The sequence below is a fragment of the Rhizobium sp. NZLR1b genome, from assembly GCF_019685155.1.
Lineage (GTDB): Bacteria > Pseudomonadota > Alphaproteobacteria > Rhizobiales > Rhizobiaceae > Rhizobium.
The window spans coordinates 31590-56031 of the sequence record NZ_JABDWC010000004.1 but is presented as its reverse complement, the minus strand read 5'-3'; the positions used below and the strand labels follow the sequence as shown (position 1 = coordinate 56031).

The 24442-nt window shown below is 62.8% G+C and carries 20 protein-coding genes and 1 pseudogene; 13 read left to right on the top strand and 8 right to left on the bottom strand.

The features are described from left to right. The first annotated feature begins 1 nt into the window (after position 1). From HJB84_RS06960 to HJB84_RS06950, 3 genes are read left to right on the top strand one after another with little or no spacing between them, the layout of a single operon-like run. Complete coding sequence (locus HJB84_RS06960) at positions 2-1084, top strand: branched-chain amino acid ABC transporter permease (protein WP_221115565.1); 1083 nt, start codon at positions 2-4, stop codon at positions 1082-1084. Next, on the top strand, positions 1084-2838 hold the full coding sequence (locus HJB84_RS06955; protein ID WP_207585373.1) for an FAD-dependent monooxygenase: 1755 nt from the start codon (positions 1084-1086) through the stop codon (positions 2836-2838). Before HJB84_RS06960 ends, HJB84_RS06955 begins: the two co-directional genes overlap by 1 nt. A gap of 7 nt (positions 2839-2845) precedes the next feature. Beyond that, positions 2846-3730 carry an intradiol ring-cleavage dioxygenase gene (locus HJB84_RS06950; RefSeq protein ID WP_207585372.1) on the top strand — a complete coding sequence of 295 codons (885 nt, stop codon included), beginning with the start codon at positions 2846-2848 and terminating at the stop codon, positions 3728-3730. A gap of 65 nt (positions 3731-3795) precedes the next feature. Here HJB84_RS06950 and HJB84_RS06945 read toward each other — a convergent pair whose 3' ends face one another. Then, positions 3796-4788 carry a LysR family transcriptional regulator gene (locus HJB84_RS06945; protein ID WP_221115564.1) on the bottom strand — a complete coding sequence of 331 codons (993 nt, stop codon included), beginning with the start codon at positions 4786-4788 and terminating at the stop codon, positions 3796-3798. A gap of 168 nt (positions 4789-4956) precedes the next feature. On the opposite strand from HJB84_RS06945, the gene HJB84_RS06940 reads away from it, so the two are divergent. Both HJB84_RS06940 and HJB84_RS06935 read left to right on the top strand, forming a co-directional pair. Further along, on the top strand, positions 4957-5913 hold the full coding sequence (locus HJB84_RS06940; RefSeq protein ID WP_207585370.1) for a VOC family protein: 957 nt from the start codon (positions 4957-4959) through the stop codon (positions 5911-5913). A gap of 10 nt (positions 5914-5923) precedes the next feature. Then, entirely contained in the window at positions 5924-6568 is a 645-nt protein-coding gene (locus HJB84_RS06935; protein ID WP_207585369.1) for an alpha/beta hydrolase, read from the top strand. A 286-nt stretch (positions 6569-6854) separates the two neighbouring features. Here the strand turns inward: HJB84_RS06935 and HJB84_RS06930 are convergent, their stop codons facing one another. Next, positions 6855-8495 (bottom strand): hypothetical protein, encoded by a 1641-nt coding sequence (locus tag HJB84_RS06930; protein WP_207585368.1) that lies wholly within the window; start codon positions 8493-8495, stop codon positions 6855-6857. Positions 8496-8675: 180 nt separating this feature from the next. Here HJB84_RS06930 and HJB84_RS06925 point away from each other — a divergent pair, with 180 nt between their 5' ends. The 8 genes from HJB84_RS06925 to HJB84_RS06890 all read left to right on the top strand — a co-directional run bounded on the left by HJB84_RS06925 (position 8676) and on the right by HJB84_RS06890 (position 20380). After that, positions 8676-9266 (top strand): hypothetical protein, encoded by a 591-nt coding sequence (locus HJB84_RS06925; RefSeq protein WP_207585367.1) that lies wholly within the window; start codon positions 8676-8678, stop codon positions 9264-9266. Positions 9267-9402: 136 nt separating this feature from the next. Continuing rightward, positions 9403-9780, top strand: a complete 378-nt coding sequence (locus HJB84_RS06920; RefSeq protein ID WP_207585366.1) for a hypothetical protein — start codon at positions 9403-9405, stop codon at positions 9778-9780. 211 nt (positions 9781-9991) lie between these two features. Beyond that, complete coding sequence (locus HJB84_RS06915; protein WP_207585365.1) at positions 9992-11941, top strand: DUF4384 domain-containing protein; 1950 nt, start codon at positions 9992-9994, stop codon at positions 11939-11941. A 22-nt stretch (positions 11942-11963) separates the two neighbouring features. Continuing rightward, positions 11964-13580: a caspase family protein gene (locus HJB84_RS06910; RefSeq protein WP_207585364.1), complete on the top strand. Its 1617-nt coding sequence runs from the start codon at positions 11964-11966 to the stop codon at positions 13578-13580. Further along, complete coding sequence (locus tag HJB84_RS06905) at positions 13577-16138, top strand: trypsin-like serine protease (protein WP_221115563.1); 2562 nt, start codon at positions 13577-13579, stop codon at positions 16136-16138. The genes HJB84_RS06910 and HJB84_RS06905 overlap by 4 nt, the downstream gene beginning before the upstream one ends. 13 nt (positions 16139-16151) lie before the next feature. Further along, positions 16152-17339: a serpin family protein gene (locus HJB84_RS06900; RefSeq protein WP_207585362.1), complete on the top strand. Its 1188-nt coding sequence runs from the start codon at positions 16152-16154 to the stop codon at positions 17337-17339. A 96-nt stretch (positions 17340-17435) separates the two neighbouring features. After that, complete coding sequence (locus HJB84_RS06895) at positions 17436-19841, top strand: protein kinase domain-containing protein (RefSeq protein ID WP_221115562.1); 2406 nt, start codon at positions 17436-17438, stop codon at positions 19839-19841. A 227-nt stretch (positions 19842-20068) separates the two neighbouring features. After that, on the top strand, positions 20069-20380 hold the full coding sequence (locus HJB84_RS06890) for a DUF982 domain-containing protein (protein WP_221115561.1): 312 nt from the start codon (positions 20069-20071) through the stop codon (positions 20378-20380). A gap of 144 nt (positions 20381-20524) precedes the next feature. On the opposite strand, the gene HJB84_RS06885 is transcribed toward HJB84_RS06890, so the two are convergent. The 6 genes and pseudogenes from HJB84_RS06885 to HJB84_RS06865 form a co-directional block, all read right to left on the bottom strand. After that, entirely contained in the window at positions 20525-21136 is a 612-nt protein-coding gene (locus HJB84_RS06885) for an ATP-dependent Clp protease proteolytic subunit (protein ID WP_207585359.1), read from the bottom strand. Positions 21137-21181: 45 nt separating this feature from the next. Beyond that, a complete protein-coding gene (locus HJB84_RS06880; RefSeq protein ID WP_207585358.1) occupies positions 21182-21541 on the bottom strand; it encodes an SRPBCC domain-containing protein in 360 nt (119 codons plus the stop codon). After that, a complete protein-coding gene (locus HJB84_RS33480; RefSeq protein WP_246762890.1) occupies positions 21538-21852 on the bottom strand; it encodes a helix-turn-helix transcriptional regulator in 315 nt (104 codons plus the stop codon). Before HJB84_RS33480 ends, HJB84_RS06880 begins: the two co-directional genes overlap by 4 nt. A 75-nt stretch (positions 21853-21927) precedes the next feature. Next, positions 21928-22005 (bottom strand): annotated as a pseudogene (locus tag HJB84_RS33475) (4-oxalocrotonate tautomerase family protein); the annotation flags it as partial. Positions 22006-22131: 126 nt separating this feature from the next. Next, positions 22132-23901, bottom strand: a complete 1770-nt coding sequence (locus tag HJB84_RS06870) for an adenylate/guanylate cyclase domain-containing protein (RefSeq protein ID WP_221115560.1) — start codon at positions 23899-23901, stop codon at positions 22132-22134. A gap of 338 nt (positions 23902-24239) precedes the next feature. Further along, complete coding sequence (locus HJB84_RS06865) at positions 24240-24425, bottom strand: 4-oxalocrotonate tautomerase (protein ID WP_003594927.1); 186 nt, start codon at positions 24423-24425, stop codon at positions 24240-24242. Positions 24426-24442: the final 17 nt, after the last annotated feature.

Here is a 24442-nt window from a genome sequence, read left to right as displayed (position 1 = left end):
GATGGCAGGCAACGTTTCCACATCCTGGTCCGTCTCGACGCGCACGCACGGTTCCTTGGTTTCCATCCTGCTGATCCTCGCGGTGGTGGCTCTCGCCTCCGCAACGCCGCTCTTCGCGCCGCGTGCCGTGATCCAGGGCCTGTTCTCCATCCTGACCATGCTGGTGCTGGCGCAGTGCTGGAACCTGCTCGCGGGGTATGCCGGCCTCGTCTCCGTCGGCCAGCAAGCTTTCGTCGGCTTCGGCGCTTATGCGATGTTCGGCGGCGTCAGCCTGCTTGGAATGGATCCGATGGCGGCCATCGTGCTCGGAGGGCTTGCGGCGCTCGCGCTCTCCGTACCGACCGCCTTCTTCGTGTTCCGCCTGCACGGAGCCTATTTCGCGATCGGCACCTGGGTGATCGCCGAGATCGTGCGGCTCTCGCTCGCACAGTGGAAGGCACTGGGCGGCGGCACCGGCACCTCGCTGCCCTCGGGTGCTGCGCGTGATATGTTCGGCGTCCGCTTCGTCGCCGATCTGCTGGGCATGCGTGGGCCGCAGGCGACCGACATCGTCTGCTACTGGCTGGCGCTGCTCCTGGCGGTGGTTACCATCGGCTCGATCTACAAGCTGCTGCGATCCAAGCGGGGACTTGGCCTCGCTGCCGTACGCGACAACCGCGAGGCGGCGCGCTCCGTCGGCGTCGACCCGCTCTGGACCAAATCCTTCGTCTATCTGGTCGCAGCGCTGGCGACCGGCCTCACCGGTGCGCTGATCTACGTGCAGAAGGCGCGCATCTCGCCGGACGCCGCCTTCTCGGTACCGGACTGGACGGCTTACGTGATCTTCATCGTCGTGATCGGCGGCATCGGCACGATCGAAGGGCCGATCGTCGGGGTGATCGTCTTCTACATCCTGCAGAACCTGCTTGCCGACTACGGCTCCTGGTATCTGCTGATCCTCGGCCTGATCGGCATTCTGATCATGCTGTTTGCGCCGCGCGGCCTGTGGGGCCTATTCACCGACCGCACCGGAATCCAGCTCTTTCCCGTCCGCCGCATCCTGGCGGACCAGCCCAAAAACAAAGACGAACGAGGGAGTGCCTGATGGCTGACATCGAAACCGACGTATTGATCATTGGAACCGGCCCGGCGGGCTCGGCCACTGCGGCGCTGCTCGCCACCTATGGCGTCGAGAACATGGCGATCAACCGCTATCGCTGGCTCGCCAACACGCCGCGTGCCCACATCACCAACCAACGGGCCATGGAGGTGTTGCGCGACCTCGGCCGCGAGGTCGAGGCCGAGGCCTATCTCCATTGCAGCCCGCAGGAGATCATGGGCGAGAACGTGTTCTGCACGTCCATTGCCGGCGAGGAGCTGGGCCGGCTTAAGACCTGGGGTAACCATCCGAAGTCCAAGGCGGAGCATCTGCTGTCTTCGCCGACAGAGATGAACGACTTGCCGCAGACCTTCATGGAGCCGCTTTTGTTCAAGACCGCCTGCTCGCGTGGCACGCAGGCCAGGATGTCGACGGAATATGTCAGCCACGTGCAGGATGCCGATGGCGTGACGGCGACCTGCCGCGACCGGCTGACCGGCAAGGACTTCACCATCCGCTCGAAATATCTTGTTGGAGCCGATGGCGGCAACTCGCTGGTGGCGCAGCATATCGGCCTGCCGTTCGAGGGCAAGATGGGCGTCGCCGGCTCGATGAACATCGTGTTTAAGGCCGATCTTACGCGCTATGTGGCCCACCGTCCCTCGGTGCTCTATTGGGTGCTGCAGCCGGGCTCGAATGTCGGCGGCATCGGCATGGGTCTCGTCCGCATGATCCGGCCGTGGAACGAGTGGCTGATCAACTGGGGTTACGATATCACCCAGGGCGTGCCCGATGTCGACAATGCCTTTGCCGAGGGCGTGGCCCGCGACCTGATCGGCGATCCCGATATCGACATCGAAGTCACCTCGGTCTCGACCTGGACGGTCAACAATTGTTATGCCGCGCGCGCCCACAAGGGCCGGGTCTTCTGCATAGGTGACGCGATCCACCGCCATCCGCCGTCGAACGGGCTCGGCTCCAACACCTCGATCCAGGACGGCTTCAACCTCGCCTGGAAGCTCGCCATGGTCGTCAGGGGCCAGGCCGGCCCCGGCCTGCTCGAGACCTATACCGAGGAGCGCGCGCCTGTCGCCAAGCAGATCGTCACCCGTGCCAACCAGTCGATCGAAGAATTCGGCCCGATCTTCGGCGCGCTCGGCCTGCTCGATTCCATCGATCCGGTGAAGATGCAGGAGAATATGGACCGTCGCTGCGACGACACGCCCGCGGCCGAGACCCAGCGGGCTGCTCTGCGCGAGGCGATCGCCTTCAAGGTCTACGAATTCGACGCCCACGGCGTCGAGATGAATCATCGTTACAAGTCAGCGGCAGTCGCAGTTGAGGACCAGCCCGAGCCCGCCTTCACGCAGGACAACGAACTGCATTTCGAGCAGACGACCTGGCCCGGCGCGCGTCTGCCGCATGCCTGGCTGTTCGGCGACGGCAACAAGAAAGCCTCGACGCTCGATCTCTGTGGCCATGGCAGGTTCACCATCCTGACCGGCATCGGCGGCCGCGGCTGGGTTGATGCGGCTGAGGCCTTGTCCGCCGAACTCAATCTGCCGATCGCCACCCATATCATCGGGCCTCGGCAACAATGGCAGGATCACTATGGCGATTGGGCCCGCGCCCGCGAAGTCGGCGATGCCGGCGTCATCCTGGTGCGGCCCGACCACCACGTCGCCTGGCGTTCGGAAGGCCTGGCGGCCGATCCCGCCGGCGAACTGCGCCGCGTGTTGAAAACAATCCTGGACCGGTGAGGCGAACATGGAAGCGCATGAGAAGGGCTATTTCACCGAGGAGAACTCGGTCGAGGTCGTGACCGGCCGCAATGCCGGCGCCAAGGACGAGCGGCTGAAGCAAGTGATGGAAGTCATCACCCGCAAGCTGCACGAGACGGTGAAGGAACTGGAGCCGACGCAGGACGAATGGATGCAGGCCATCCTGTTCCTCACCCGCACCGGCCAGATGTGCAACGAATGGCGGCAGGAGTTCATCCTGCTGTCCGACGTGCTTGGTGTTTCGATGCTGGTCGACGCGATCAACAACAGAAAACCCTCGGGCGCCTCCGAGAGCACGGTGCTCGGCCCCTTCCACGTGGCCGATGCGCCGGAATTGCCGATGGGTGCCAATATCTGCCTCGACAGCAAGGGCGAGGACATGGTGATCGAGGGCCGCATCCTCGACACGGAAGGCAGGCCGATCGCCAATGCCGTGATCGATGTCTGGCAGGCCAATGACGAGGGTTTCTACGACGTGCAGCAGAAGGGTATCCAGCCCGAGTTTAACCTGCGCGGCATTTTCCGAACTGGGCCGGACGGACATTACTGGTTCCGTGCCGTGAAGCCGAAATACTACCCGATCCCGGACGATGGCCCTGTCGGCCAGTTGCTCGGCAATCTCGGCCGCCACCCCTATCGTCCGGCGCATCTTCATTACATCGTCAGCGCCGGTGGCTTCGAGACGCTGACGACGCATATCTTCGACCCCGACGATCCCTATATCCATTCGGACGCGGTCTTCGGGGTCAAGGAAAGCCTGCTCGCCAAGTTTGATAAGGTGCATGATCCCGGGCGTGCCAGGACCTATGAATTCGCCGACGACTTCTGGGATGTGACGCACGATTTCGTGCTGTCCCGCTGCAAGGCTTGATAGCTTTAGACATAGGGCATCGTAGGAGGACGCGGTCGCCGCGTCCTTGTTTTTGCGCGCGAATCCTATTCCGTGGCGGTCTTGCGCTCGCGCTCGCCCATGAACGGTCCCTGGACCCAGTGAATCGTCTTTTCATGCTTCTCGACCGCACGGCGTAGTTCGGAGAACTCCCGCCTGAGATGGCCCAGGAACTTGCGGCCGGCGGGGTTCGAATAGGGCTTCTTGCGGGTCATGATCCCCAGCACCCTTTCGGGCTGCGGAATGTCGAGCGGAATGATAGTGATCTTGTTTTCGCCGCGAAAGGCATAGGCCACGGAATGCGGCAGGATCGCCAGCGCGTCGGTGCCGGCAAGATAGTTCACGACGCTGAATAGCGAGCCGCCGGCATAGCGCAGGCCGACTTCCTCGAGCCCGAGGGTCAGCAGGATATTGTGCAGGTCGAGCACCAGAGGCGAGCCTGGCAGCGGTGCGACCCAGGGGTAGTTGACGATATCCTCCGTCGCGACGCTGCGCTTGCGTACCAGCGGATGGCCGGCGCCGCAGGCGAGCACGTTGCGTGCCGGCAGGATCGACTCAAAATGAAGATCGGCTCGCATGTCGACCGACCCGGTCGGCGTGACCGCGAGATCGATCTGGCCAGAATCCAGTTCGGCGACGAGGTCGGGATAATTGCCATAGGACTGGTGCACCATGATACCCGGCTCGCCGCGCTGGAACGAGGCGATCATCGGCGAGACGACGGCATCCATGAAGAAGGGCACGCCGCCGATGCGCACCCGGCCGGACGATCCCGACTTGAAGCTGCGGATGATCTCCATCGCCTTGCGCGACGATGCCAGGATCGACTTGCCCTGCTGGCCCAGTTGCTCGCCGAGCGGGGTGGGCTGCATCGGCCGGCGGCCAGAGACGAAAAGCGGCTCGCCGATGCGCTTTTCCAGGATGGAGATGGTGCGTGACACCGCCGACTGTGTCATGCCGAGCGTCGCGGCGGCTTCGGTCACGCCACCGGTTTCGATAACGGCGGCCAGCTGGACGAGATGAGCTTCGACGATCTTCATAGCAATTTGCTATAACTCCTATGAATAATGTCAATCAACAGGCGATTGCATCGGCTATAGTTGTGACGATCACGACGCGCGGCTCGCTCTGCCGGCAACCGTGGCTCCGGATGAACGCGGGGGAGGACCCGCGTCCGGAATTGGAGACCGTTTCCGGAGGAGGAAAACATGGCCCTTATCAGCGGATATCATCATCTGACGCTTTGCACCGACGGTGCGCAGGAAGATTACGACTTCTACACCAAAGTGCTCGGCCTCCATTCGGTCAAGCGCACCGTGCTATTTGACGGCACGATCCCCGTCTACCACCTCTATTACGGCTCTCGGAACGGCGATGCCTCCACCATCATCACCACCTTCCCGTTCCGGAAACCCGGTGTTTTCGGCCGGCGTGGCACCAATCAGTCCAAGATCATCCAGATGGCCATTCCCGTCGGCTCCGCCGGCTACTGGATCGACCGGCTGAACGGCAAGGGCGTCGAGGCAGCCAAGATTTCGCGCTTCGGCATCACCCGCGTTGCCTTCAAGCATCCCTGCGGCATTCCGCACGAACTGGTCGAGAGCCCTGCGGACAACCGCGCCTCGATCGTCAACGAGGCACAGGGCGTTGTTGCGGTGCATGGCATCAAGGGCATCTACGGCGCGGCGATCGCCGTTTTCGACCGCACCGCGATGGATGACTTCCTCGGCGTCGGAATGTCGATGACGAAGGAAGCAGACAGCGACGAAGGCCTGATGTTCTCGGTGCCGAATCCCGGCGGACCGACCAGCATGGTCGAAGTGCTGCACGAGTCGAACGGCCCCCAGGGCACTTGGACGCTGGCGGGTGGAACGATCCACCATCTCGCACTCAACACCGGCAACGAGGAAAACCAGCTCAAGCTCAAGGCGCATATCGAAGGCCTGGGCTTCACCGACGTGTCGGACCAGAAGGACCGCAATTATTTCAAGTCTTGCTATGTCCGTTCGCCGGGCGGCGCGCTGTTCGAAATCGCATGGTCCGTCGAGGGTGGCTGGGCACTCGACGAACCCGCCGACCAGATCGGCACCACGCTGGTTTTCCCGCCGTGGTTCGAAGGCCGCAAGCAGGAACTGATCGCCGGACTAGAACCGGCGAATTTTTGAGCCAATGCCGATGTCGCACCACGACGCACCGCTCCTCCTCGGCGTGCCACCCGAGGAGGCCTTGGTTCACTGCGTCTTCATCCATGGGCGAACCCAGTCGCCCGAGGACATGCAGGAGCAGGTGATTTCCAGGCTGAGGACGAAGGGCATCGCCTACCTTCTGCCCCGCGCGCGCGCCAACAGCTGGTACGACGCCCGCGCCACCGACGTGCTGACGGACTGGACCCGCAAGCAGCTGGAGCAGTCCATCGGCTATATCAGGGATCTGGTCCAAGGACTGTCGAACGGCCAGGCCCATCCGAAGCCGCTCGTTATCGGCGGCTTCAGCCAAGGCGCCTGCCTGGCGCTGGAATATGCCATGCAGCACGGGCCCTGGCATGGCGCAATGGCAGCCCTGACCGGTTGCCGCGTCGGCACGCAGACATGCGACCGCCCCTTCGCCGACCTCGACAGGCTGCCGGTCTATCTGACGGGCTCCGACAAGGATCCATGGATCCCCGTCGATGCCTTCGCCCATACGGCGGAGGCACTGGCACGGGCGCGCGCTCGGCTGCATTGCGACATCCTGCCCGACAGGTCCCACGAAGTTTCCGCGACCGAGATCGCGCAGCTGGAGAAGATAATGTGTGGGCTGGCGAATCAAAGCTGGTGGTAGGCCTACCGGCGGCGCAAGAGACCGGATCTGGAAGGACACCCACATCATTTCCGCGTCGAAAAATGCCCAAAGCCCGAAATCGCAGATGGGAGCAAAACCGCAGACGAATCAATCGATCGATCGCCGCCTTGATGAGAATCGAACAGCCGGCACTGTATCCATCGTCAAGAATTAGAATTTGAAGCAGTTCTCTCGGTGCCACTGAAGAAATCGAGGAGGTGGCCGCTCAAATGGTCGCGACGGGACGATCGCTTTTCCCGTCCTGTTACAGCCGGCATGAGGCCTTTCACCCATCCAGCCCCTTGAAGCGCACCGGTTGGTAGCCGCGCATCAACAGGCTGCCGAGCGAATAGGTGTTGCGGCAGACGCGGCCCTTGCAGGCGTTTGGCGACGCCTCCATCACCTCAACCTTGCGGTCGTCGGTGAAGCGCATGAACAGCAGCACATGCGAGCCGGGCTTGTTCAACGCGTCGCCCGGCCGCATCGACCAGGGGTCGGAGACGCGCTTGGTGATATCGGGAATGGCACGCGTCGAGACATGCATCTTCAGGCCCCAGGCGTCGCTGACGAAGCCGGAGCAATCGACGCCGAGGATGTTGGATTGCGGCGCGCTCTTGGTGCAGACATTGCCGGCGGTCTGGCCCTTCTCGACGCCGTCCATAAAATCCTCGAGCCGCGTCTTGCAGCCCCAGCAATAGGGAACGCCCTTGACCGTCTGTCCCTGCTTGCCGATCAGATAGATCGGCCGGCGCAGCCGGTTCATGTTGATGCAGCCGGGGCCTGGATCCTTGCCATAGGCGGTCGATGTGACCAGCCAGTTCAGCGTCTCGAAGCCGATCGCCCGCTCGATGACGTCGCTGCGAGACTTCGGCACGATCGCCACCTTCGGCCCCTTGCCCGGCTTGCCGGCATTCGGCTGCTTTGCCGGCCGGGCGACGGCAAGCTTGCCGCCAGGGTCGCGGCCGTCGAGCCGCAGCACCTGCGCCCGGCTTTCCTGCGATCTTAAATAGAGCACATCGCCGCGCGGGCCGATCGCCACGAAGCGTCTCGAAAACACCGTACCGGGGTCGATCGGCAGGTCGTAGACCCGGTCCATCGCCCCGTTCGGCGTGAAGCGCACCACCAGCATGCCGGTGCGCTCCGGCCGGTCGGCCGGCACCAGTTCGACCAGCGCATAGGGCCTGCCCGTCGTGTCGATGTCGAGAAGTTCGACGGTGCCGATCCTTGTCTCCGAGGTCAGCGGCAGCGACAGGAAATTCTCCTCCGAGCTGCTGCGCCGCAGCAGGATTTCGGCCTTGTCGTTTGCAGCCGAGACCTCGGCAACGATATCGCCAAGCCCGCGGCTCGGCACATATTGAATGACCGGCGGGCGGGCCTCGGGCCGGCTGGTGCTGCGGCCGATCTCGTCGACTATGCTGTTCAGCGGACCCGGCGGCACCGAGCCCATCGAGGCGAAGACCGAACGGGTGTAATCGTCGGCATCGCCGCCATCGACGGCGCGCAGCGTCTGCGACCTTCCGTCGGCCTCGGTGGAGCGCTCGAGCGGCACGACGCCGTCCGACCAGAGGTAGAGTTCGTTGTGGACGACGGCGAGATCTTCGGGCGTCGCATTTTCCGGCAAAGGCAGGATTTCGGGCTCAGCCTGCGAGCGTTCGGCGTCGACAGCGAGCACGCGGCCGTTATTCTGGTCGAGAATATAGATGGTGCCGTCGTCGCCGACGGTGATCGCCGCCGGACCGGATGCCTCGACTTCTTCGCTGGCGGAAATGATGCCGACCGAGCGGCCGCCGTCGCCGCTGCGAAGCTCGATCATCACAGTGTCTTTGGCAAAAACTGGGTCTTTGGCTAAAACCGGGTCTTTGGCAAAAACCGGCGAAGCGACCGCAAGTGCCGCGGCAATCAGAATATGCGACCCAAAACTACGCATGTCCTCGACCCCCGAACAGGACGATGTCAGGCCGGCTCGGCCCTCTGTGACCGTCAAGTCTTCGAAATGGTAAGATAGATGCGCCTCGTCAGCAAGCTGTTGCTTTCCAAACGATTTGGAGATCGGCGCCGGCGATAGTACAAGATCATCGTCTCGAAGATTTGCCGGCGGGAAATGCTTATGCTGGAATGGAATGGTGACGAACTGGCGCTCGACATAAGCTTGCTGGAGCAGGTGCGCGCCGCCCGGATAGGCTTCTCCGATCGCGTCTGCGCGGCCTCGCAAAGCACCGACGACAAACATCTGGCGCAGCTGCGCTCCGAGCCGACCTATCTGATGGCCGAGTTCCTCTATTCGATGAAAGTGTTCGGCATCAACACGGCTGAAGATATCGAGCGCTTCGCCGATCTGCACAATGATTACGTGGTGTCGCTCACCCGCGATCCGGCCAAGCTTCAGCGGCTCGGGCTGTCGCAGGATCGGGCGCTCGCCTCGATGTTCACCGCCGACACCAAGCCGCGGCTGATCCAGAACTGGGCCGATAAACCAGGCGCGATCGACCAGTCCAATCTCGCCCGTTTTCTGGTGGCGGTGATGTCGAGCGAGACCTGCCGCAAGACGCTGATCGATTTCGAGACGGCCGGCTTCATGCAGCGCAAGCGCTCGCCCTACGGCACCATGGTCGTCTGGTCCACAGGACAGATCGAGGAGATCTTCGGCGAGATGCTGCGGGATCTCCGCCTCGGCCTGCAGCAGTTGAAGATCCTCTAGCCAGCCAATTTCACCCCTCCCAATCGATTGGCACTGAGCGCCGTTGCCATCTTTCCGGCCTCTGCCTATTGTCGGGATGCCAGTTATCCAAGCACTGGTCGCGCGCAGTGGCGCCCATAAGACGGATGTGACGACGATGACGAAATTCCGGCTCATAACCCTGTCGATCGGCCTCCTCATAGTGCTGCAGATGCCTGAACTCGCCCATGCCGGCCCGGCCGAGGATGCGCTGGCGGCGCGCAACCCTTCGCTTGCGGCACTCCGCCAGCATGACGGAAAGGCCTTTGCCGCGGCGACCGCGATCATTGCCGAGCACGAACGCGAGAAGGGGCTGACACCCGGTCAAACCAAGCTGCCGGATGCGACCTCGCCAGGGCGCGACATGGGCTCGGTGCCCGGCAAGGAATTGACGGTCGACAATCCGGATATTCTCTGGCTCTACAATTCCTCGCCCGAGGGCATGAGCGACCTGATCTCGATTTTGAAATCAGCTGGACAGAAACCCAAGAACTAAGCGCAATTCCGAAGTGGAAAAGACGACATCGGACGGCGAATATTGCCGATCCCGAGTCTTGCTCACGGCTTTTTCGGGACGGTTTCTTGCAGGTTCCAAATAATTTGTAACCCTCCCTCAAGCAAGACAGGCAAAGCCATCCCAATTTCGCCGGTCGGTGCTATTCTCATCTTCAACACAGTGTGAGATTGTTCGAAGAGGAGGTTTTCCAATGCTCAACCGCAAAGCCATCCTGGCCGCCGCCACCTTTCTTTCGTTCTTTTCGGTGGTTCCCGCCGTCGAGGCGCAGAACGAACGCACACTGACCGAAGCGCCGGCACAGACCGGGCCTGTCAGCATCACCTTCGATCGCGCCGAGGCCAAATACGCCATCGGCGAAGTTGTCGGCCTGTTCATTCAATCGACCGAGAATAGCTATGTCACGGTGCTGAACGTCTCGCCGAACGGCTCCGTCGTAAAGCTTTTTCCCAACAAGTATCAGACCGACGCCCTAGTCGGGGCCGGCAAGCGCGTGCAGGTGCCGGATCCGGCCAGCGGCGCCCGGCTGCAGGTGTCCGGCCCTGTGGGACAGGAGCAGATCAAGGTCTTCTATTCTTCCAAGCCGCTGAACATCTTCGCCGATCTCGGCGGCAGCGGCAGCGGCATGTTCCGCTCGGTTGACGGCGGCATGGATGCCGTTTCGCGCAGCCTTGAAGAAGCCCGCAGCCTCGGCACCAAGATCAGCAGCAAGACGCTGATGCTGACGACGGTCGACAGCCCGGCGGCGCTGCCGACCCCTGCCGCACCACCTGTTGCAGCTGCCCCCGCAGCAAAACCCGCACCGGTCGAACAGGCGGCAAAGCCGCCCGTTGCACCGAAACCGAAGCCGGTGATCAAACAGGAAGTCGCCAAGAAGCCGGAAACGGTGGTGGAAAAACCGAAGGCTGCCCCAAAGCCTGTGGCGCCGAAGCCGGTCGAGCAGGCCGCACAACAGCCGCCGAAGAAATACAAGATCGTCACCAATCTGGCGCCCGGCCAGGAGCTTGCCGCCGATGAGCTGCAATTGATCGGCCCCGCCGACACCACCTCGTCCACCCGGCCGACCCAATACACACAGCCAAAGCAGTATAAGCAGCCGGCCCAATCGTCGCAGACCACGATGCCGAAACTGCCGATGCCGCAGCTCAAGATGCCGCAGTTCAAGCTTCCCGGCGGTTTCAGCATCAAGATGCCGCAGCTGAACCTCGGCCGCTCGGCCGAACCCAGCCAGGCCGGCGAAGAGATCGAGGTCGCGAACGCCGATACGCCTGCCTGCACCGCGCTTCTCGACAAGCTCAACACCGCCGTTGCCGCCAAGGATATCACAGCCGCCGCGACTGAGGCCGATACGATCGCCGTCAGCGCCGATTGCGGCCAGTTCCAGGTGAATGCCCAGCGCCGCGTTGCAGCCCTCAGGCTTGCCGCTGCCCAGGAAATGATGGCCGCCAACCAGCCGGTCACCGATTACGAACCGCTGCTTGTCGCCGCCGATAGCCCGCAGGTGCTCTGGCAGGCCTCCGCCACGCTCGGCGAGATCTATTTCTCCGCCCGCCGCTTCGCCGATGCCGCCGCCGATTACCAGCAGGCGATCGAGATCATCAAGAACGAGACCCGCACGCCGAAGGCGCCGCCGGCAGACACGATCTCCGATCTGATCCAGCGTGCCGCCCAGGCCCGCATCCTTGCCGCCAACCCGACGAGCGACAATCCCCAAGGCAGCTTCGTGCCGGCCGAGAAGGATCACCGCAGCGGTGTGCTCGGCGGCATCTATTCCGAGAATGTCCGCGGCATCGTGCCGGTCTCCATTCCCGTGCCGATCACCTTCGACTTCAACAAGTCGAGCTTCACCTCGATCGGCACCGAGGCCGCCCAGGAATTGCTCGAAGCCCTGAAGGAGCAGAAGCCCGGCCGCGTCATCCTGATCGGCCACACCGACCGGCGCGGCGGTGACGATTATAATCAGAAGCTGTCCGAGCGCCGTGCCCAAGCCGTCGCCGATTTCCTCAAGAGCCACGGCATCGACGCTTCGATCGACGCTGAAGGCCGTGGCGCCTCCGAGCCGGTGGATGTGACGGCAACCGCAAACCTCACCGAAGACGATGTCGATGCGCTGAACCGCCGCGTCGAATGGCGCCGCGAATAGCCGGGGCGAGGGGAGTTTGGCCATGTCCGCATCCGTTTCCATGGCCGCCGCATTTGCCCTCCTCAGCCTGGCGGCCACCAACAGCCTGGCAAGGACGATCGAAGCGCCCGATCGCGGCGCCGTCCGAGCCGTGCTGATCGGCATCGACCTCTACCGCAACGTTCCACCGCTGCATGGCGCCGTCGCCGATGCCGAGGATCTTTCGCTTTCGCTGCGCTCGGTCGGCGTCGAGGACATGACGCTGCTGAAGAACGGCGAGGCCGACCGCGAGGGCATCTTCCATGCGATCGAAGCCGTCACCGAGCGGGCAGGGGCCGGCGATCTCGTCGTGCTCGGCATCGCCGGCCACGGGTCGAGCGAGCCGGAGCGCGTCAAGGGCTCGAAGCCGAGCGGCCGCGACGAGGTCTATGTGCTCGCCGGCTTCGATACCCGGCTGCCGGGATCGCGCGAACGCATCTTCGGCGACGAATTCAAGGTGCTGATCCGCAACCTCGAGGCCAAGGGCGCCGATGTCGTCTTCATCGCCGATACCTGCCATGCCGGCGGCCTGACCCGCGATGTCGATCCGCGCGGCGCCGCGATCACCTGGCGCCAGGCGCCGTCCTATACGATCGAGGAGGACGATCTCGCGCCGATCTCGACGACGGCGGATGCGCTTTCCACCGGCTTCGATTTCAAACGGCTGACCTTCCTCGCCGCCGTCGACGACAACACCAAATCGCCGGAGATATCCATTCCCGGCATTCCGCAGAAACGCGGCGCGCTGAGTTATGCCACCGCCCGCGCCTTCGAAGGGGCGGCCGACCGCAACGGCGACGGCGCCGTCAGCCGCCGCGAACTCTTCGAATATGTGCGCCAGTCGGTCTATCAGTTCACCGATCAGCGACAGAACATTTTTACCGAAAGCCCGCCGGGAACCGATCTCGACCGCGCGGTGGTCTACCATTACGAAGGGGCGGGAACGACGACAGAAGTAGCGAAATCAAGCACTCCGCCGCCCGCCGAGCCCGCGCCGATCGGCGTTGCCGCCCTCGGCGCCGCACCGGTGCTGCAGGGCATTGGACCGGCCATCACGCCGTTCAAGCTGACAGAGGGTGCGAATGCCGACATTGTCTTCGATCCGGAAAAGCGCGAGGCGATTGCCGGCGGCGATGTCGTCGCCTCCGGCATCGGTGCCGGCGACATGCCTTTCGTCGTCGACCGGATGGCCGCGCTCGACACGCTGAAGCGGCTGTCGGAGGTTAATCCGCAGACCGTGCGCGTCACCCCGTCCGACACCGTCCATCGCGAGGGCGAGCGTGTCGGCGTCGCGATTTCCGATCTAGCGGGCCGCAAGCTGGTGCTCTTCGACGTCACCGGCGATGGCACCGTGCAGTTCCTCTATCCCGGCGAGAAGGATGGCGATGCGCAGATGCCGGCGAGCTTCGATCTCGATCTTTCCGTCGTCGCCCCGTTCGGCACCGATCTCTTGGTTGCCGTCACCTCGGAAAAGCCAATGCCCGAGCTCGTCGAGTTCCTGAAACAGAACGACAGGCGCCGCACCGCCGGCAACATCGCCAGGCGGCTCGGCGAATTCCTGCCCGAGGGCGCCCGCCTCGGATTTACGGTCCTCTATACCTCCGCCGGAGCCAAGCTATGAGCGCGTCGATCAGCAAGGTCCTGACTATTGCCTCCGTCATGCTGCTCCTGGCTGCGCCTGCGCTGGGCCAGCAGGATACCGATTTCGCCGGCGAGGATGGCGGCCGTGTCATCGGCGGCCAGGCTGCGAAGAAGGGCGAATGGCCCTGGCAGGTCAAGATCCTGGCGCCCGATCCCGAACAGCGCGGTCGCTTCGGCGGCCATTGCGGCGGCTCGCTGATTGCGCCGCGCTGGATCTTGACCGCCGCCCATTGCGTCACCAGCGGCCGCTCCGGCAAGCAGGATCTGTTCGCCCGCGACCTGTTGATCGTCGAGGGCAAGTCGAAGATCGACAAGGTCATATCCGTCGACGGACCGGATAAACCCGGCCTTGCCGTCGAAGACGTGGTCATCCATGAGGATTTCGACCGCAAGGTCTTTGCCAACGACATCGCCCTGATCAAGCTTGCCGAACCCGCCGTCTCCAGGCCTGCAGTCCTCGCCTCGGCGGGGGATGACGAGGTCGAGGCCGCCGGTCACATGGCTGTCGTCACAGGCTGGGGTTATACCAAGGCCGATCACGGCTGGGACGACAAATACCTGCCGACCGAGCTGCAGGAAGTCGAGCTGCCGATCGTTCCGCGCGAGGATTGCCGCGCCGCCTATCGCGACAGCTCGATGCGGATGAACCCGATCGACGAGCGCAATGTCTGCGCCGGTTATGCCGAAGGCGGCAAGGATGCCTGCCAGGGCGACAGCGGCGGCCCGCTGGTTGCGCAGCGCCCCGACAAGAGCTGGATCCAGCTCGGCATCGTCAGCTGGGGTGCCGGCTGCGCCGAGGCTAAACATTACGGCGTCTATACCCGCGTCGCCGCCTTCCGCGACTGGATCGCCGCCAAGACCGAGGGCGATGTGCCGAATGTCGAAGCTTCAGCCGCCGGCGATCAGGTCGCCTCGACCACCACCAGCGCCGGCGCTGGGACGAAGCTGAGACAGTCCGGCCAGAAACTCGCCAACCTCGCCATCACCACCCCTCCCGCCGGCGATAGCGCGCCTGCCGCCACGACCGAAACGCCAGACGCCCCCACCGGCGAACCCGCCGCCCAGCCGCCTGCAGTCCAGACACCCGCCGTCCAGCCGCCTGTGGTCCAGACGCCTGCTGCCCAAACACCCGTTGCTCAGGCGCCCGCGATCGAAAGCTCTCCCGGCGACCGCGTGCTGCTGATCGGCATCGACGATTATGAGATGCGCGAGGCGAAACTGACCGGTTCTGCCAGCGATGTGAAGTCGATGCAGCTCTTCCTCGTGAAGACGCTCGCCTACCGCCCGGAACAGATCCACACGCTGACCAACCGCAAGGCCAGCCGCGAGGCGATCCTTGCCGAAATCGACGACTGGCTGGTGCGCCAGTCGACACCTGGAAGCCGGGTCTTCCTTTATTTCAGTGGGCAAGGTTCCGAGGAAATGGGCGCCGAGGCGACGACCAGCCCGACGCTTGTTGCAGCCGACGCCAAGCTGGTGCGCGAGGCCGGCAAGGTAACGGTCACCAATCAGATCCGCGAAACCGAAATCGCCGCACGGCTGAACAGCCTCAAGGACCGCCGCGTCACGCTGCTGATCGATGCCTGCCATGTCGGGCCGGGCAGCCGCAGCGCGGTGGCGGCGCCAAGCGGCGGCAACGTCCGTTGCCTCGGTCCGGCGCTGGCTGCGCTCGAACCGCCGAACAAGTCCGGCACGGAAGCGAAATTCTCGTTCGGCGGCGAAAACGCCATGGTCTGGTCGGCGGTCAATTCAGGCCAATGGGCGCTCGTCGACCGCGAGGCCAAGCCGCCGGGCGGCGTCTTCACCCGCCGCTTCATCGAAGGCGTTGAGGATGGCGTGGCGCGCGCCGCCGACAAGCCGAATGTCAGCAATGCCGCCCTGCTTGATTATGTCCGGCGCAAATCCGACGAATATTGCCGAACCCATGCCGACGATTGCCGCTTCACGCCGGTCCCACAGTTTTATGGCCAGCCGGATGCGCTCGGCCGCGATGTCATCACCGGCGAGGAGGCAAAAACCCCGCTCGCCGCCGTCGAGAACACGCTGAAAAGCGACAATGAGGCCGGCGTTGCCGTCGACGTGTTGCCTGGCACCTCGGTCGGCATCGGCGACAAGGTGTCGATGCGGGTGTCGACCAAGAAGTCCGGCTATCTGATCCTGGTCGATATCGATGCCTCCGGCAAGCTGACGCAGCTTTACCCGAACAAGCGCTCGATGGGGCTGAAACCATCAGCCAAGAGCGGCGACAACCGGCTCGATCCGGCCCGGCCGGTCGTCGTGCCCGATGCGCGCAATCCCTATACCGGCTTCGAATATGTGGTGGAGGGACCTTCCGGCGTCGGCATGGTCGTCGCCATCCTCAGCGACAAGCCGATCGAAGTGCTCGACCTGCCGGATGTGCCGACCCCGCTGGTCGGCCAGCGCGCCGCCTTCAACTATGTCTACGACCTCGCCCGCAGCCTGAGGATCGTCGGCGACGACGAGACTGGCGGCCAAGGCAAATGGTCGTTCGATTCCAAATTCTATCGCATCCGCTGAAGAGGAGGGAAGCATGCCGAAATCCACGCTGCTGGCGGGTCTTGCCGCTTCCCTGCTGACGCTCGCCTCAGCCGCCCATGCCGACAACTCCGGCGACGGCAAATCGATGCTCGCCGCCCAGGCCGGGCTCGCCGCCGAGCTGATCGACCGCACGCTGGCAAAGGAGGGTGCGGCTAATATCATGGTGTCGCCGGCAAGCCTTGCAGCAGCCCTCGGCCTTGCCAGCCTCGGCGCCTCCGCCGAAGGCAAGGCCGCAATCGCCAAAGGCCTCGGCTTCGGCAGCGAGGTGAAGGGGCCGGAGACGGTGCTTGACGCGATGTCACAGGAGAAGCCGGCCGCCGCGGATGCGTCTTTGGCGACGGCTGTTGCGATCGTCTTCGACGATAAGCTGGTGCTCGTCCCCGACGCGCTCTCGATGCTCGCCACCCACCGCATCAAGCCCTCGATCGAGGATCTCGACGGACCGGCATCGGTCGAGCACATCAACCTCTGGGTCAAAGAGACGACGCGCGGCGCCATTCCCGTCATGCTCGACGCGCCGCCCGGCGGCGGTTTCGTCAGCCTCGGCGCGCTGTCCTTCAAGGCGCGTTGGAAGACCTCTTTCGAGCGGGAAAGCCCGGCGAGCCCCTTTCAGCGGCCGGACGGTTCGACGATTTCGGTGCCGATGATGCATCTTGCCGGCGATGGGCAGAAATTCCGCTTCGACGATAAATTTGCCGCCGTCGACCTTGCTTATGCCGGCGAAAGCTACAGCATGGTCGTGGTGGCGGCGCGCTCCGGCAAAGGTGTCGCCGGCGCCGACCTGAAGGCGCTTACCTCCTGGCTGCAGGGCGAAAAATTCGAAGCGGCCAAGGGTGAAATCTTCCTGCCCCGCTTTTCCCTGAACGACGGGCGTGATTTGATGCCGATACTGAATGCGATGGGACTGACGCCCGAAAAGGCCAAGCATGCCACCTTCCCGGGTTTCACCAAGGAAAACATTCGCTTGTCGCGCGTTCTTCAGAAGACGATGATCAAGGTTGACGAAAACGGCACGGAGGCGGCGGCAGCCACGGCAGCGATCACAGAACGCAGCATCGATCCCAAGCTCGTTCGCGTCGTCGCCGATGCCCGTTTTGCCTTCGCACTTCGCGATACGAAAAGCGGCCTGCTGCTGGCCGCCGGCCTGATCGGCGATCCGCTTCTGGAACAGGATGATTGAAGGCCGATTGGCCTGAAATCTGAATCCTGTTCTGCATGAAAGAGTCAGAGCATGGCCGGCGAATAGAAATGCCAATGATTGCAGGGGGACACGTGCATGAGAAGTGATCTGATCGCCCGCTACACGATCGGCGAGCCGGTCTATGAGAACGAGTTCATCGTCTATCCCGCCCAGGACAAGCGGATGGACCATGCGGTCTTTATCGTCGCCCCCGATGTGGCGTTAAAATTGGACAAGGCGCGTTTCGAGCGGGTCTGGACCTCCATCAACGAGGCCAAATCGCTGACCGCCCGCCGCTTCGTCGAAATCGAGGACCTCATCCCGCCGTCGCCGGAAGACGACAATTTTTATATCGTCGAGAAACGGCCGTCGAAGACGCTGCACCAATATCTCGACGAAACCGAAATGGTGGCCTACGAGCGCGCCGCCGAGATCGGCCGCCACATCCTCGAAGGCCTGGCGACGCTGCACGGCGCCGGTTATGCCCACAACGCGCTGACGGACCAGTGCATCTACGTCTCGGAGGATTATTCCGGCCTGTCGGTCCGGATCGGCAACCTGCACCTGATCTCGAAGATCGGCGAGCACATCATCCCGCCCTATGTGCCCGAATTCGGCGCGCCGGAGATCTATGCCAGCGGCACCTTCTCCGCCTCATCAGCTCTCGACATCTACGCAATGGGCATGATCGCCTACAAGCTTTTCCTGCCGCGACAGACCTATAACAGCGTCTTCGATAGCGTCATGGTCTGGGAAGACGAACACCAGCGCGAGCAGAGTTGGAAGAACATCCATCTCGATCCTTCCAACATCTTTCCCCGCCTCGACGTGCTGATCCCCGGCTTTCCCGAGGGTCTGGCAAGCCTGATCGAGCGGATGCTGAGCCGCGACCCGGCCCAGCGGCCGCGCACCGGCGCCGATGCGCTCGGCGAATACACAAGGGTGACGACCGGCATCCAGCCGATGTCGTGGGATCCGCGCGGCGGCATGCAGCAGCAACAGGAGGCGCCGAAACCGAAAAAGTGGACGCCTGTCAAAATCTCCATGATCGCAGCCCTGCTGTTGATCTGCATCGGCGTCGGCGTCGTCACTATTCCGAAGCTGCTGCGCCCGGATCCGAAACTCGTTGCCGATGTCGGCGTCTGGAAGAAGGAGGCCGAAAGCCGCAAACAGCAGGCGATCGCCGCCAAGGCGCCGGAGCGGCCGGCCAGTGACCAGGCGAAGCTCTCCTATGACACCGGCGCCTCGGCACTGACCTCTGCCGATGCCCTGCTGAAGGATGAAGACTACGAAAAGGCCCTTCCGGGCTACCAGTCTGCCGCGATCAATCTCGGCAATGCGCTGATCGCCATCTCAAAGGAGAACGCCGAAAAGGCGAAAGCCGCCGCTTCGACTGCCGGCGGCGACAAGGCGCCGGCTTTTGCCGACGCCGATGCCAAGATGAAGGCTGCTGCCGACAGCGCTACGGCCAAGCAAATGCATGCGGCCGTCGACGGCTACGACGCATCGAAGACCGGTTTTAACGATCTCGCCAAGGCACTCACGGCGCTGACGGCGGCCGAAAAAGACGCGGCGGCGAAGCGCGAGACGGTCAATCGCATCGGCGCCGGCGATAGTCCGGATGTCGCCAAGGCGAGCGGGTTGATGACCGAGGCAAAGGCCAAGGCTGAACAATGGCAGATGCCGGCGGCGACATCAGGCTATGGCGACGCCGCCAAACTCCTTGCCGCCATCATCGCCGACGTCATGGCGTCGAAGGACGAGGCGACGGCGCTAAAGCAAAAGGTCGCCGATCTCAACGCCTCGATCACGACGCGCGCCGGTGCAGCCGATCCGACGCTTGCATCACTCGCGCCGAAGATCAGCGAGGCCGATGGCCGATATAGCGCCGAGGCCTATAAAATAGCGGTGGTCGCCTACAAACCGATCCTTGCCGATCTCGAGGCGCTGTCGGCGCGCGGCTTCTGCCCGGTTTCGCCGACCCTGGCCTTCGAGACTGTGCCGGCGGGAAGCTATTCGCTCGACAATGTGCGGCTGATGACCGCTTCGATGAAAGAGCTTGGCGGCATGCTCGGCGTTGCCAATGGCGCCGTCAAAGTCGAAAAATCCTTCTGCATGCAGGCGAAGGCCGTCACTCGCGCCGAGATGGCGGCATATTACACCGCCAATTCCGATCCCGCCTCAGCGCAGGCATACAGCGACAATCCGCAGCAGCCGGCCGACGACGTGCCGCTTGCCGTGGCTCAGACCTATACTGCCTGGTTGTCGAAGCAGCTGAACACGCCCGTTCACCTGCCGTCGGCAACCGAGTGGATGGCCAGTGCGACGAAGCTCGCGACGGAAAAACTGCCCGACAATGGCGACATCATCCTGCAATGGAGCGCCACCCCCTGCGAGGCCGGCGGCAATGTCGCCTTCATGGCGCAGGAGGGCTCGACCTTCGTCGTCTGCTCGGACGCTTCGGCCGGCGGCATTTTCAGGGTGACTGCGGAATTACGGTGAGTGAACCGGAGCGTCGAGATCGAAAAGGAAAAAATCCCGCATGCCTCCATCGGTGCAACACGTGTCGACGCAGCGCTTGAAAATAGGTCGCAGAGCGCCTTTTTTCTTCATTCGGCAGCCTCGCGCTCAAGCGGTACTCTTCACCAAATTTCAATTCCAACTTTCATAAAATGTGCGTATATTAGAGGTGGGGACTGCAGTATCCCCGCCTTGAGGGGTCGAGGACAATGTGCTGGAATACATCAGCAGCATTCACGCCGGTCGGTTTTGCTTTGCGGGGTCCGGCGTCTCGCAAGATCGTATGGACGCTGGGTGACGCGGCACGTCTCCTGATGAACGACTGGCCTTTCGATGACGGCGAGGAATATGTCGCTGCCGTGAAAGCCTGCGTCGACGCAATCAGCGGGAAAATTGCCCCGGGACAATTCCGGGAAGCGCTTCTGCGTGCGGCCGAAGAGGCGGGCATCGCGGCTCTCTGTCTCGTCCCGCAGGGCGTGGCAGCGCGACGACCGGACCTGCCGTCGAAGGCGCAAAGATAGTCCCAATTTCGAGAAGCTGACGCAGGTTTGCGCCACAAGCGATCATTGCTGGCATCGCGAAACTGTCTATTCTGCGGCGTTGCAAAAGACAGGAAAACAAGTGTCGCGTTAATCGGGATTTTTGCGACAACGGGGCCATATCCCTTACTGATCGGCCGGGGCTTCGCGGACCTGCATGATCTTGTCGATCAAGCCCCATTCCAATGCTTCTTGCGGCGTCATGAAGCGGTCGCGGTCCATGGCGCGTTCAAAATCCTCATAGGAGCGCCCGCAATGTTCCGCGTAGAGCCGTGTCATACGCTGCTTTGTTTTCAGGATTTCCTCGGCGTGAATTTGCATATCCGACGCCTGCCCCTGAAAGCCGCCTGATGGCTGGTGGATCAGGATGCTTGCATTTGGTAGGGTGGCCCGCTCGCCCGGCTCGCCCGCCATCAGTAGAAACGATCCCATAGAGCGGGCCGTACCCATGCAGAGCGTGTGAACCGGTGCGCGGATGTAGCGCATGGTGTCATACATGGCGAGGCCGCTGGTCACGACGCCGCCCGGCGAATTGATATAGAGGTTGATGGGCTTTTTGGGGTTTTCTGCTTCCAGAAACAGCAGCTGCGCGCAGACGAGGGCCGAAACGGTGTCGTTCACCTCGCCATTGAGAAAGATAATCCGCTCACGAAGAAGCCGGGAATAAATATCGAATGATCGTTCCCCCCGGCTGGACTGTTCTATGACCATAGGGACGAGCTGCATCGCTTCGCGCATCGGCGACCTCCAAACTTCCAGAGTTTTAGGGTGAGGCTCGCCGCGTCAGGCGGCGAGCATGAGGGGCGGGCTGTTGCTGTTTACGGCCGTCCTCGCCATTCGGTCGAATCTTGCATCCGTCAGTTCGTGGACGATCCGAAGGCAGGTTCCGCCCGTCGCGTTCGGTGTGATCGTGAACGTCACGGTGCTTTCAAGGAATGGTGGGCTGTCGTCGCGCAGCTTGTAGCGGACTTCTTGGCCGGGGGTGACGGCGATCGCATCGGGATCGGCCAATGCCTCCTTTGGCAACCACCTTTCCCGAAATTCGGGAACGGTGACAGCGCGCCAGACCTTTTGCGGCGGATCGCTCAAGTCAAATTCCTGCTCGACGCTGCTATCCTGCTCCTTGGTCTTCCCTTCGTTCATTGATCCATGTCCTTCAGCAAGACTTTGAGTGCTGCGATACGCTCCGGCCAATAGGCGCGGTATTTTGCGAGCCACTGGGCGATGAGAGCCAACCCATCGGGATCGACTTCGTAATTCACGAAACGCCCCTGTCGTTGTTCCCTCACGAGCTTTGCACTCCGCAGAACTGCAAGGTGTTGCGACATTGCCGGCTGGCTGATCTCCATGCCTTCACGCAAGGCGCTGGCGTTCATGCTCCCCGCCGCCAGCTTCTCGAAAATCGCGCGGCGGGTCGGGTCTGCCAGAGCTCGGAAAAAGTCATTCTCGATCATGCCAACACATAAGCACACACTTATCTGATTCGCAAGCCTGTTTTCGAGACGACTTTCTGGTGTCGCTGGCGGGCATGCCAGCGTTTCGACGGCGGCCTTGGTCGCTTCGCGGGCGAAGGCGCGTTTCTGATCGTCGGTTCGGCCGGGGTGCATCTGCAGGTGAAGAATATGCATGTTTTCTCGATGTTCGTTCGCACAATCTGAGGCGAACCAGATACAAGGCGGCGTGCTCTAGAGCCGTACGGAAGCTGTGGGACGACTGCCGGCGATGGAATGCAATCACTCGGTGAGGCCAGCTTTGCGCAGTCCGTCCACAATGCGCTCGAAATCGGCAGGGTTCTTGTAGGGCAGCACTTTGCGCCTGTGCTCCAGGGAATAATCGGGATTGATCCGGAACACTTCCTCCCACTGCCCCCGCGCCTCCGCCAAGCAGCCCAAGTGACCATAGCTCGCCGCCAGCAACACACGTGAGATGTCGGTGGCTGGATTGCGGACTAGTCGTCGCTTCAGGAAGACAACGGCCTCCTCGTACCTGCCCAACTGGAACATCGCCTGCGCGTGGAAGTGCAGAAAAATGTCTGGATAATATGGATTCAGGGCCATCGCCCGCTCGAAGCAGACGAGGGCCTCGTCGGATCTGCCCGCATAGTGCAGCGCGTTTCCGAGGCTCTCGTGGCCCTCGACAAGATTGGGAGCAAGCGCGATCGCGCGTTCAGCCTCGCGGATGGCCACGTCAAGTCGTCGCAGGTACAAGTTGACGACGGCCAGCGCCCAATGTGCGTACGGATACCGATCGTCGAGCGCCACCGCCAGCGTCGCAGCCTCGGTCGCCTGTTCCAGCGATTTCGACGGCGATCGGCTCCACTGGTTAACGTAGGCCAGCCCGTGCGTGACGGCGAGGAAGGCGTGCGCCGGGGCGAATTTCGGGTCCAGATCGACGGCGCGCTGCAGCAATTGCCGGCCCTGAATGTTCTGCTCTCTCGTCAGCCGCCACATGTGTTCACGGCCCCGCAGGAAGCAGTCATAGGCTTCCAGATTTTGAGTTTGCTCGGTCGCGAGCCGCTGCTGGTCCCCGGCCGTCAGCTTGAGTTCCAGAGCGCCGACGATCTGCTGCGTGACGTCATCCTGCACTGCGAAGATATCGGTCAGGTCGCGATCGAAACGCTCCGCCCACTGATGCCCGCCGGTAGTGGCATCAATCAGCTGCGCGGTGATCCTCACCTTGTTGCCTGATTTGCGGACGCTTCCTTCCAGCACGTAGCGCACCTTGAGGCTGTCGCCCACTTCCTGCACGTTCACGTTCCGGCCCTTGAAGGTAAACGACGAGTTGCGAGCGATGACAAACAGCTGCGACAGCTTCGATAGAGCTGTGATGATATCTTCGGAGATGCCGTCAGCGAAGTACTCCTGCTCGGCATCGCCGCTCATGTTGACGAATGGCAGCACGGCAATCGAGAGGTCCAACGGCAATGCGGCCGGCGCAGGAGCAACGGCGGCGGTCACTCCTGGCTTTACCTCCGCGGCGGTGCCGACCTGGAGCGAATAGATCCGGATCGGCTCGGCAATGTTCTTGAGTTGCGTGTTGCCGAGATCGCTGACGGAGAGATCGAGTCTCGCCCTGACCTGGCGATAGGCGTCCTCGGACAGGCAAATAGCGCCGGGGGCCGCGATACCCTCGAGACGCGAGGCGATGTTGACGCCGTCGCCCATCAGGTCGCCATCGAATTCCTCTACTACGTCCCCCAGATGGATGCCGATCCGGAACTCGATGCGCCGATCCTGCTGAACGCCGGCGTTGCGCTCGACCATGCCGTTCTGCACCTCGATGGCGCAGCGCACGGCATCGACAACGCTGCGGAATTCGACCAGCGCTCCGTCACCAGTGCGCTTGATGACACGGCCGTTGTGCACTGCGATGGTTGGATCGATCAGGTCGCTGCGCAGTGCCCGCAACCTTGCCAGGGTGCGATCTTCGTCCTCGCTGGCGAGCCGGCTGTATCCAACTACGTCCGCGGCCAGAATTGCGGCCAGCTTGCGATTCTCGCTCATAGAGCCGTCCCCCATCTCCACGATAGCAGGAAGACAGAGACAGGGGAACTTCTGCCCAGGGCGATCTCGGCTGAGATCAAGTTCTCTGGTGCATCTGCGACCTACAGCGTGTTCGTCGACGATGTCTGCTTTCAGGCAGACTCCGCCATGGCTCAAATGCGCGGAAAGCCTAAGTCCGGGCGAAGCCAGGTGCCCCCAGCTTGCGGGCGGTGGATTCGCAGCAGCCAGTAAGTCAACCGGTCGCTCGACGCGGTCAACACGGGAGCCGCGTGCCGGCTCCCTGTCCAACAGCATGGCGGCGTCCCGCAGCTCGAGCCTTCGATGCTGCGGGACGTCTCTCAGGCCTCGGATTTCAGCTTGCCGCCTACCGCCCAGGAATCCTTGGCGATCTCCGTTATGAGGATTTCCACCGATTCCGGCGGGCATGCCAGCGTCTCGACGGCGGCCTTCGTCGCTTCCCGGGCGAAGGCGCGTTTCTGATCGTCAGTGCGGCCGGGATGCATCTGCAGATGAAGAATAGGCATGTTTTCTCCTTGGTCAT

What these genes read in the sequence shown, in the direction of transcription:
- HJB84_RS06960 (WP_221115565.1), top strand. Translation starts at nt 2, where the DNA reads ATGGCAGGCAACGTTTCCACATCCTGGTCCGTCTCGACGCGCACGCAC.
- HJB84_RS06955 (WP_207585373.1), top strand. Translation starts at nt 1,084, where the DNA reads ATGGCTGACATCGAAACCGACGTATTGATCATTGGAACCGGCCCGGCG.
- HJB84_RS06950 (WP_207585372.1), top strand. Translation starts at nt 2,846, where the DNA reads ATGGAAGCGCATGAGAAGGGCTATTTCACCGAGGAGAACTCGGTCGAG.
- HJB84_RS06945 (WP_221115564.1), bottom strand. Translation starts at nt 4,788, where the DNA reads ATGAAGATCGTCGAAGCTCATCTCGTCCAGCTGGCCGCCGTTATCGAA.
- HJB84_RS06940 (WP_207585370.1), top strand. Translation starts at nt 4,957, where the DNA reads ATGGCCCTTATCAGCGGATATCATCATCTGACGCTTTGCACCGACGGT.
- HJB84_RS06935 (WP_207585369.1), top strand. Translation starts at nt 5,924, where the DNA reads ATGTCGCACCACGACGCACCGCTCCTCCTCGGCGTGCCACCCGAGGAG.
- HJB84_RS06930 (WP_207585368.1), bottom strand. Translation starts at nt 8,495, where the DNA reads ATGCGTAGTTTTGGGTCGCATATTCTGATTGCCGCGGCACTTGCGGTC.
- HJB84_RS06925 (WP_207585367.1), top strand. Translation starts at nt 8,676, where the DNA reads ATGCTGGAATGGAATGGTGACGAACTGGCGCTCGACATAAGCTTGCTG.
- HJB84_RS06920 (WP_207585366.1), top strand. Translation starts at nt 9,403, where the DNA reads ATGACGAAATTCCGGCTCATAACCCTGTCGATCGGCCTCCTCATAGTG.
- HJB84_RS06915 (WP_207585365.1), top strand. Translation starts at nt 9,992, where the DNA reads ATGCTCAACCGCAAAGCCATCCTGGCCGCCGCCACCTTTCTTTCGTTC.
- HJB84_RS06910 (WP_207585364.1), top strand. Translation starts at nt 11,964, where the DNA reads ATGTCCGCATCCGTTTCCATGGCCGCCGCATTTGCCCTCCTCAGCCTG.
- HJB84_RS06905 (WP_221115563.1), top strand. Translation starts at nt 13,577, where the DNA reads ATGAGCGCGTCGATCAGCAAGGTCCTGACTATTGCCTCCGTCATGCTG.
- HJB84_RS06900 (WP_207585362.1), top strand. Translation starts at nt 16,152, where the DNA reads ATGCCGAAATCCACGCTGCTGGCGGGTCTTGCCGCTTCCCTGCTGACG.
- HJB84_RS06895 (WP_221115562.1), top strand. Translation starts at nt 17,436, where the DNA reads ATGAGAAGTGATCTGATCGCCCGCTACACGATCGGCGAGCCGGTCTAT.
- HJB84_RS06890 (WP_221115561.1), top strand. Translation starts at nt 20,069, where the DNA reads ATGTGCTGGAATACATCAGCAGCATTCACGCCGGTCGGTTTTGCTTTG.
- HJB84_RS06885 (WP_207585359.1), bottom strand. Translation starts at nt 21,136, where the DNA reads ATGCGCGAAGCGATGCAGCTCGTCCCTATGGTCATAGAACAGTCCAGC.
- HJB84_RS06880 (WP_207585358.1), bottom strand. Translation starts at nt 21,541, where the DNA reads ATGAACGAAGGGAAGACCAAGGAGCAGGATAGCAGCGTCGAGCAGGAA.
- HJB84_RS33480 (WP_246762890.1), bottom strand. Translation starts at nt 21,852, where the DNA reads ATGATCGAGAATGACTTTTTCCGAGCTCTGGCAGACCCGACCCGCCGC.
- HJB84_RS06870 (WP_221115560.1), bottom strand. Translation starts at nt 23,901, where the DNA reads ATGAGCGAGAATCGCAAGCTGGCCGCAATTCTGGCCGCGGACGTAGTT.
- HJB84_RS06865 (WP_003594927.1), bottom strand. Translation starts at nt 24,425, where the DNA reads ATGCCTATTCTTCATCTGCAGATGCATCCCGGCCGCACTGACGATCAG.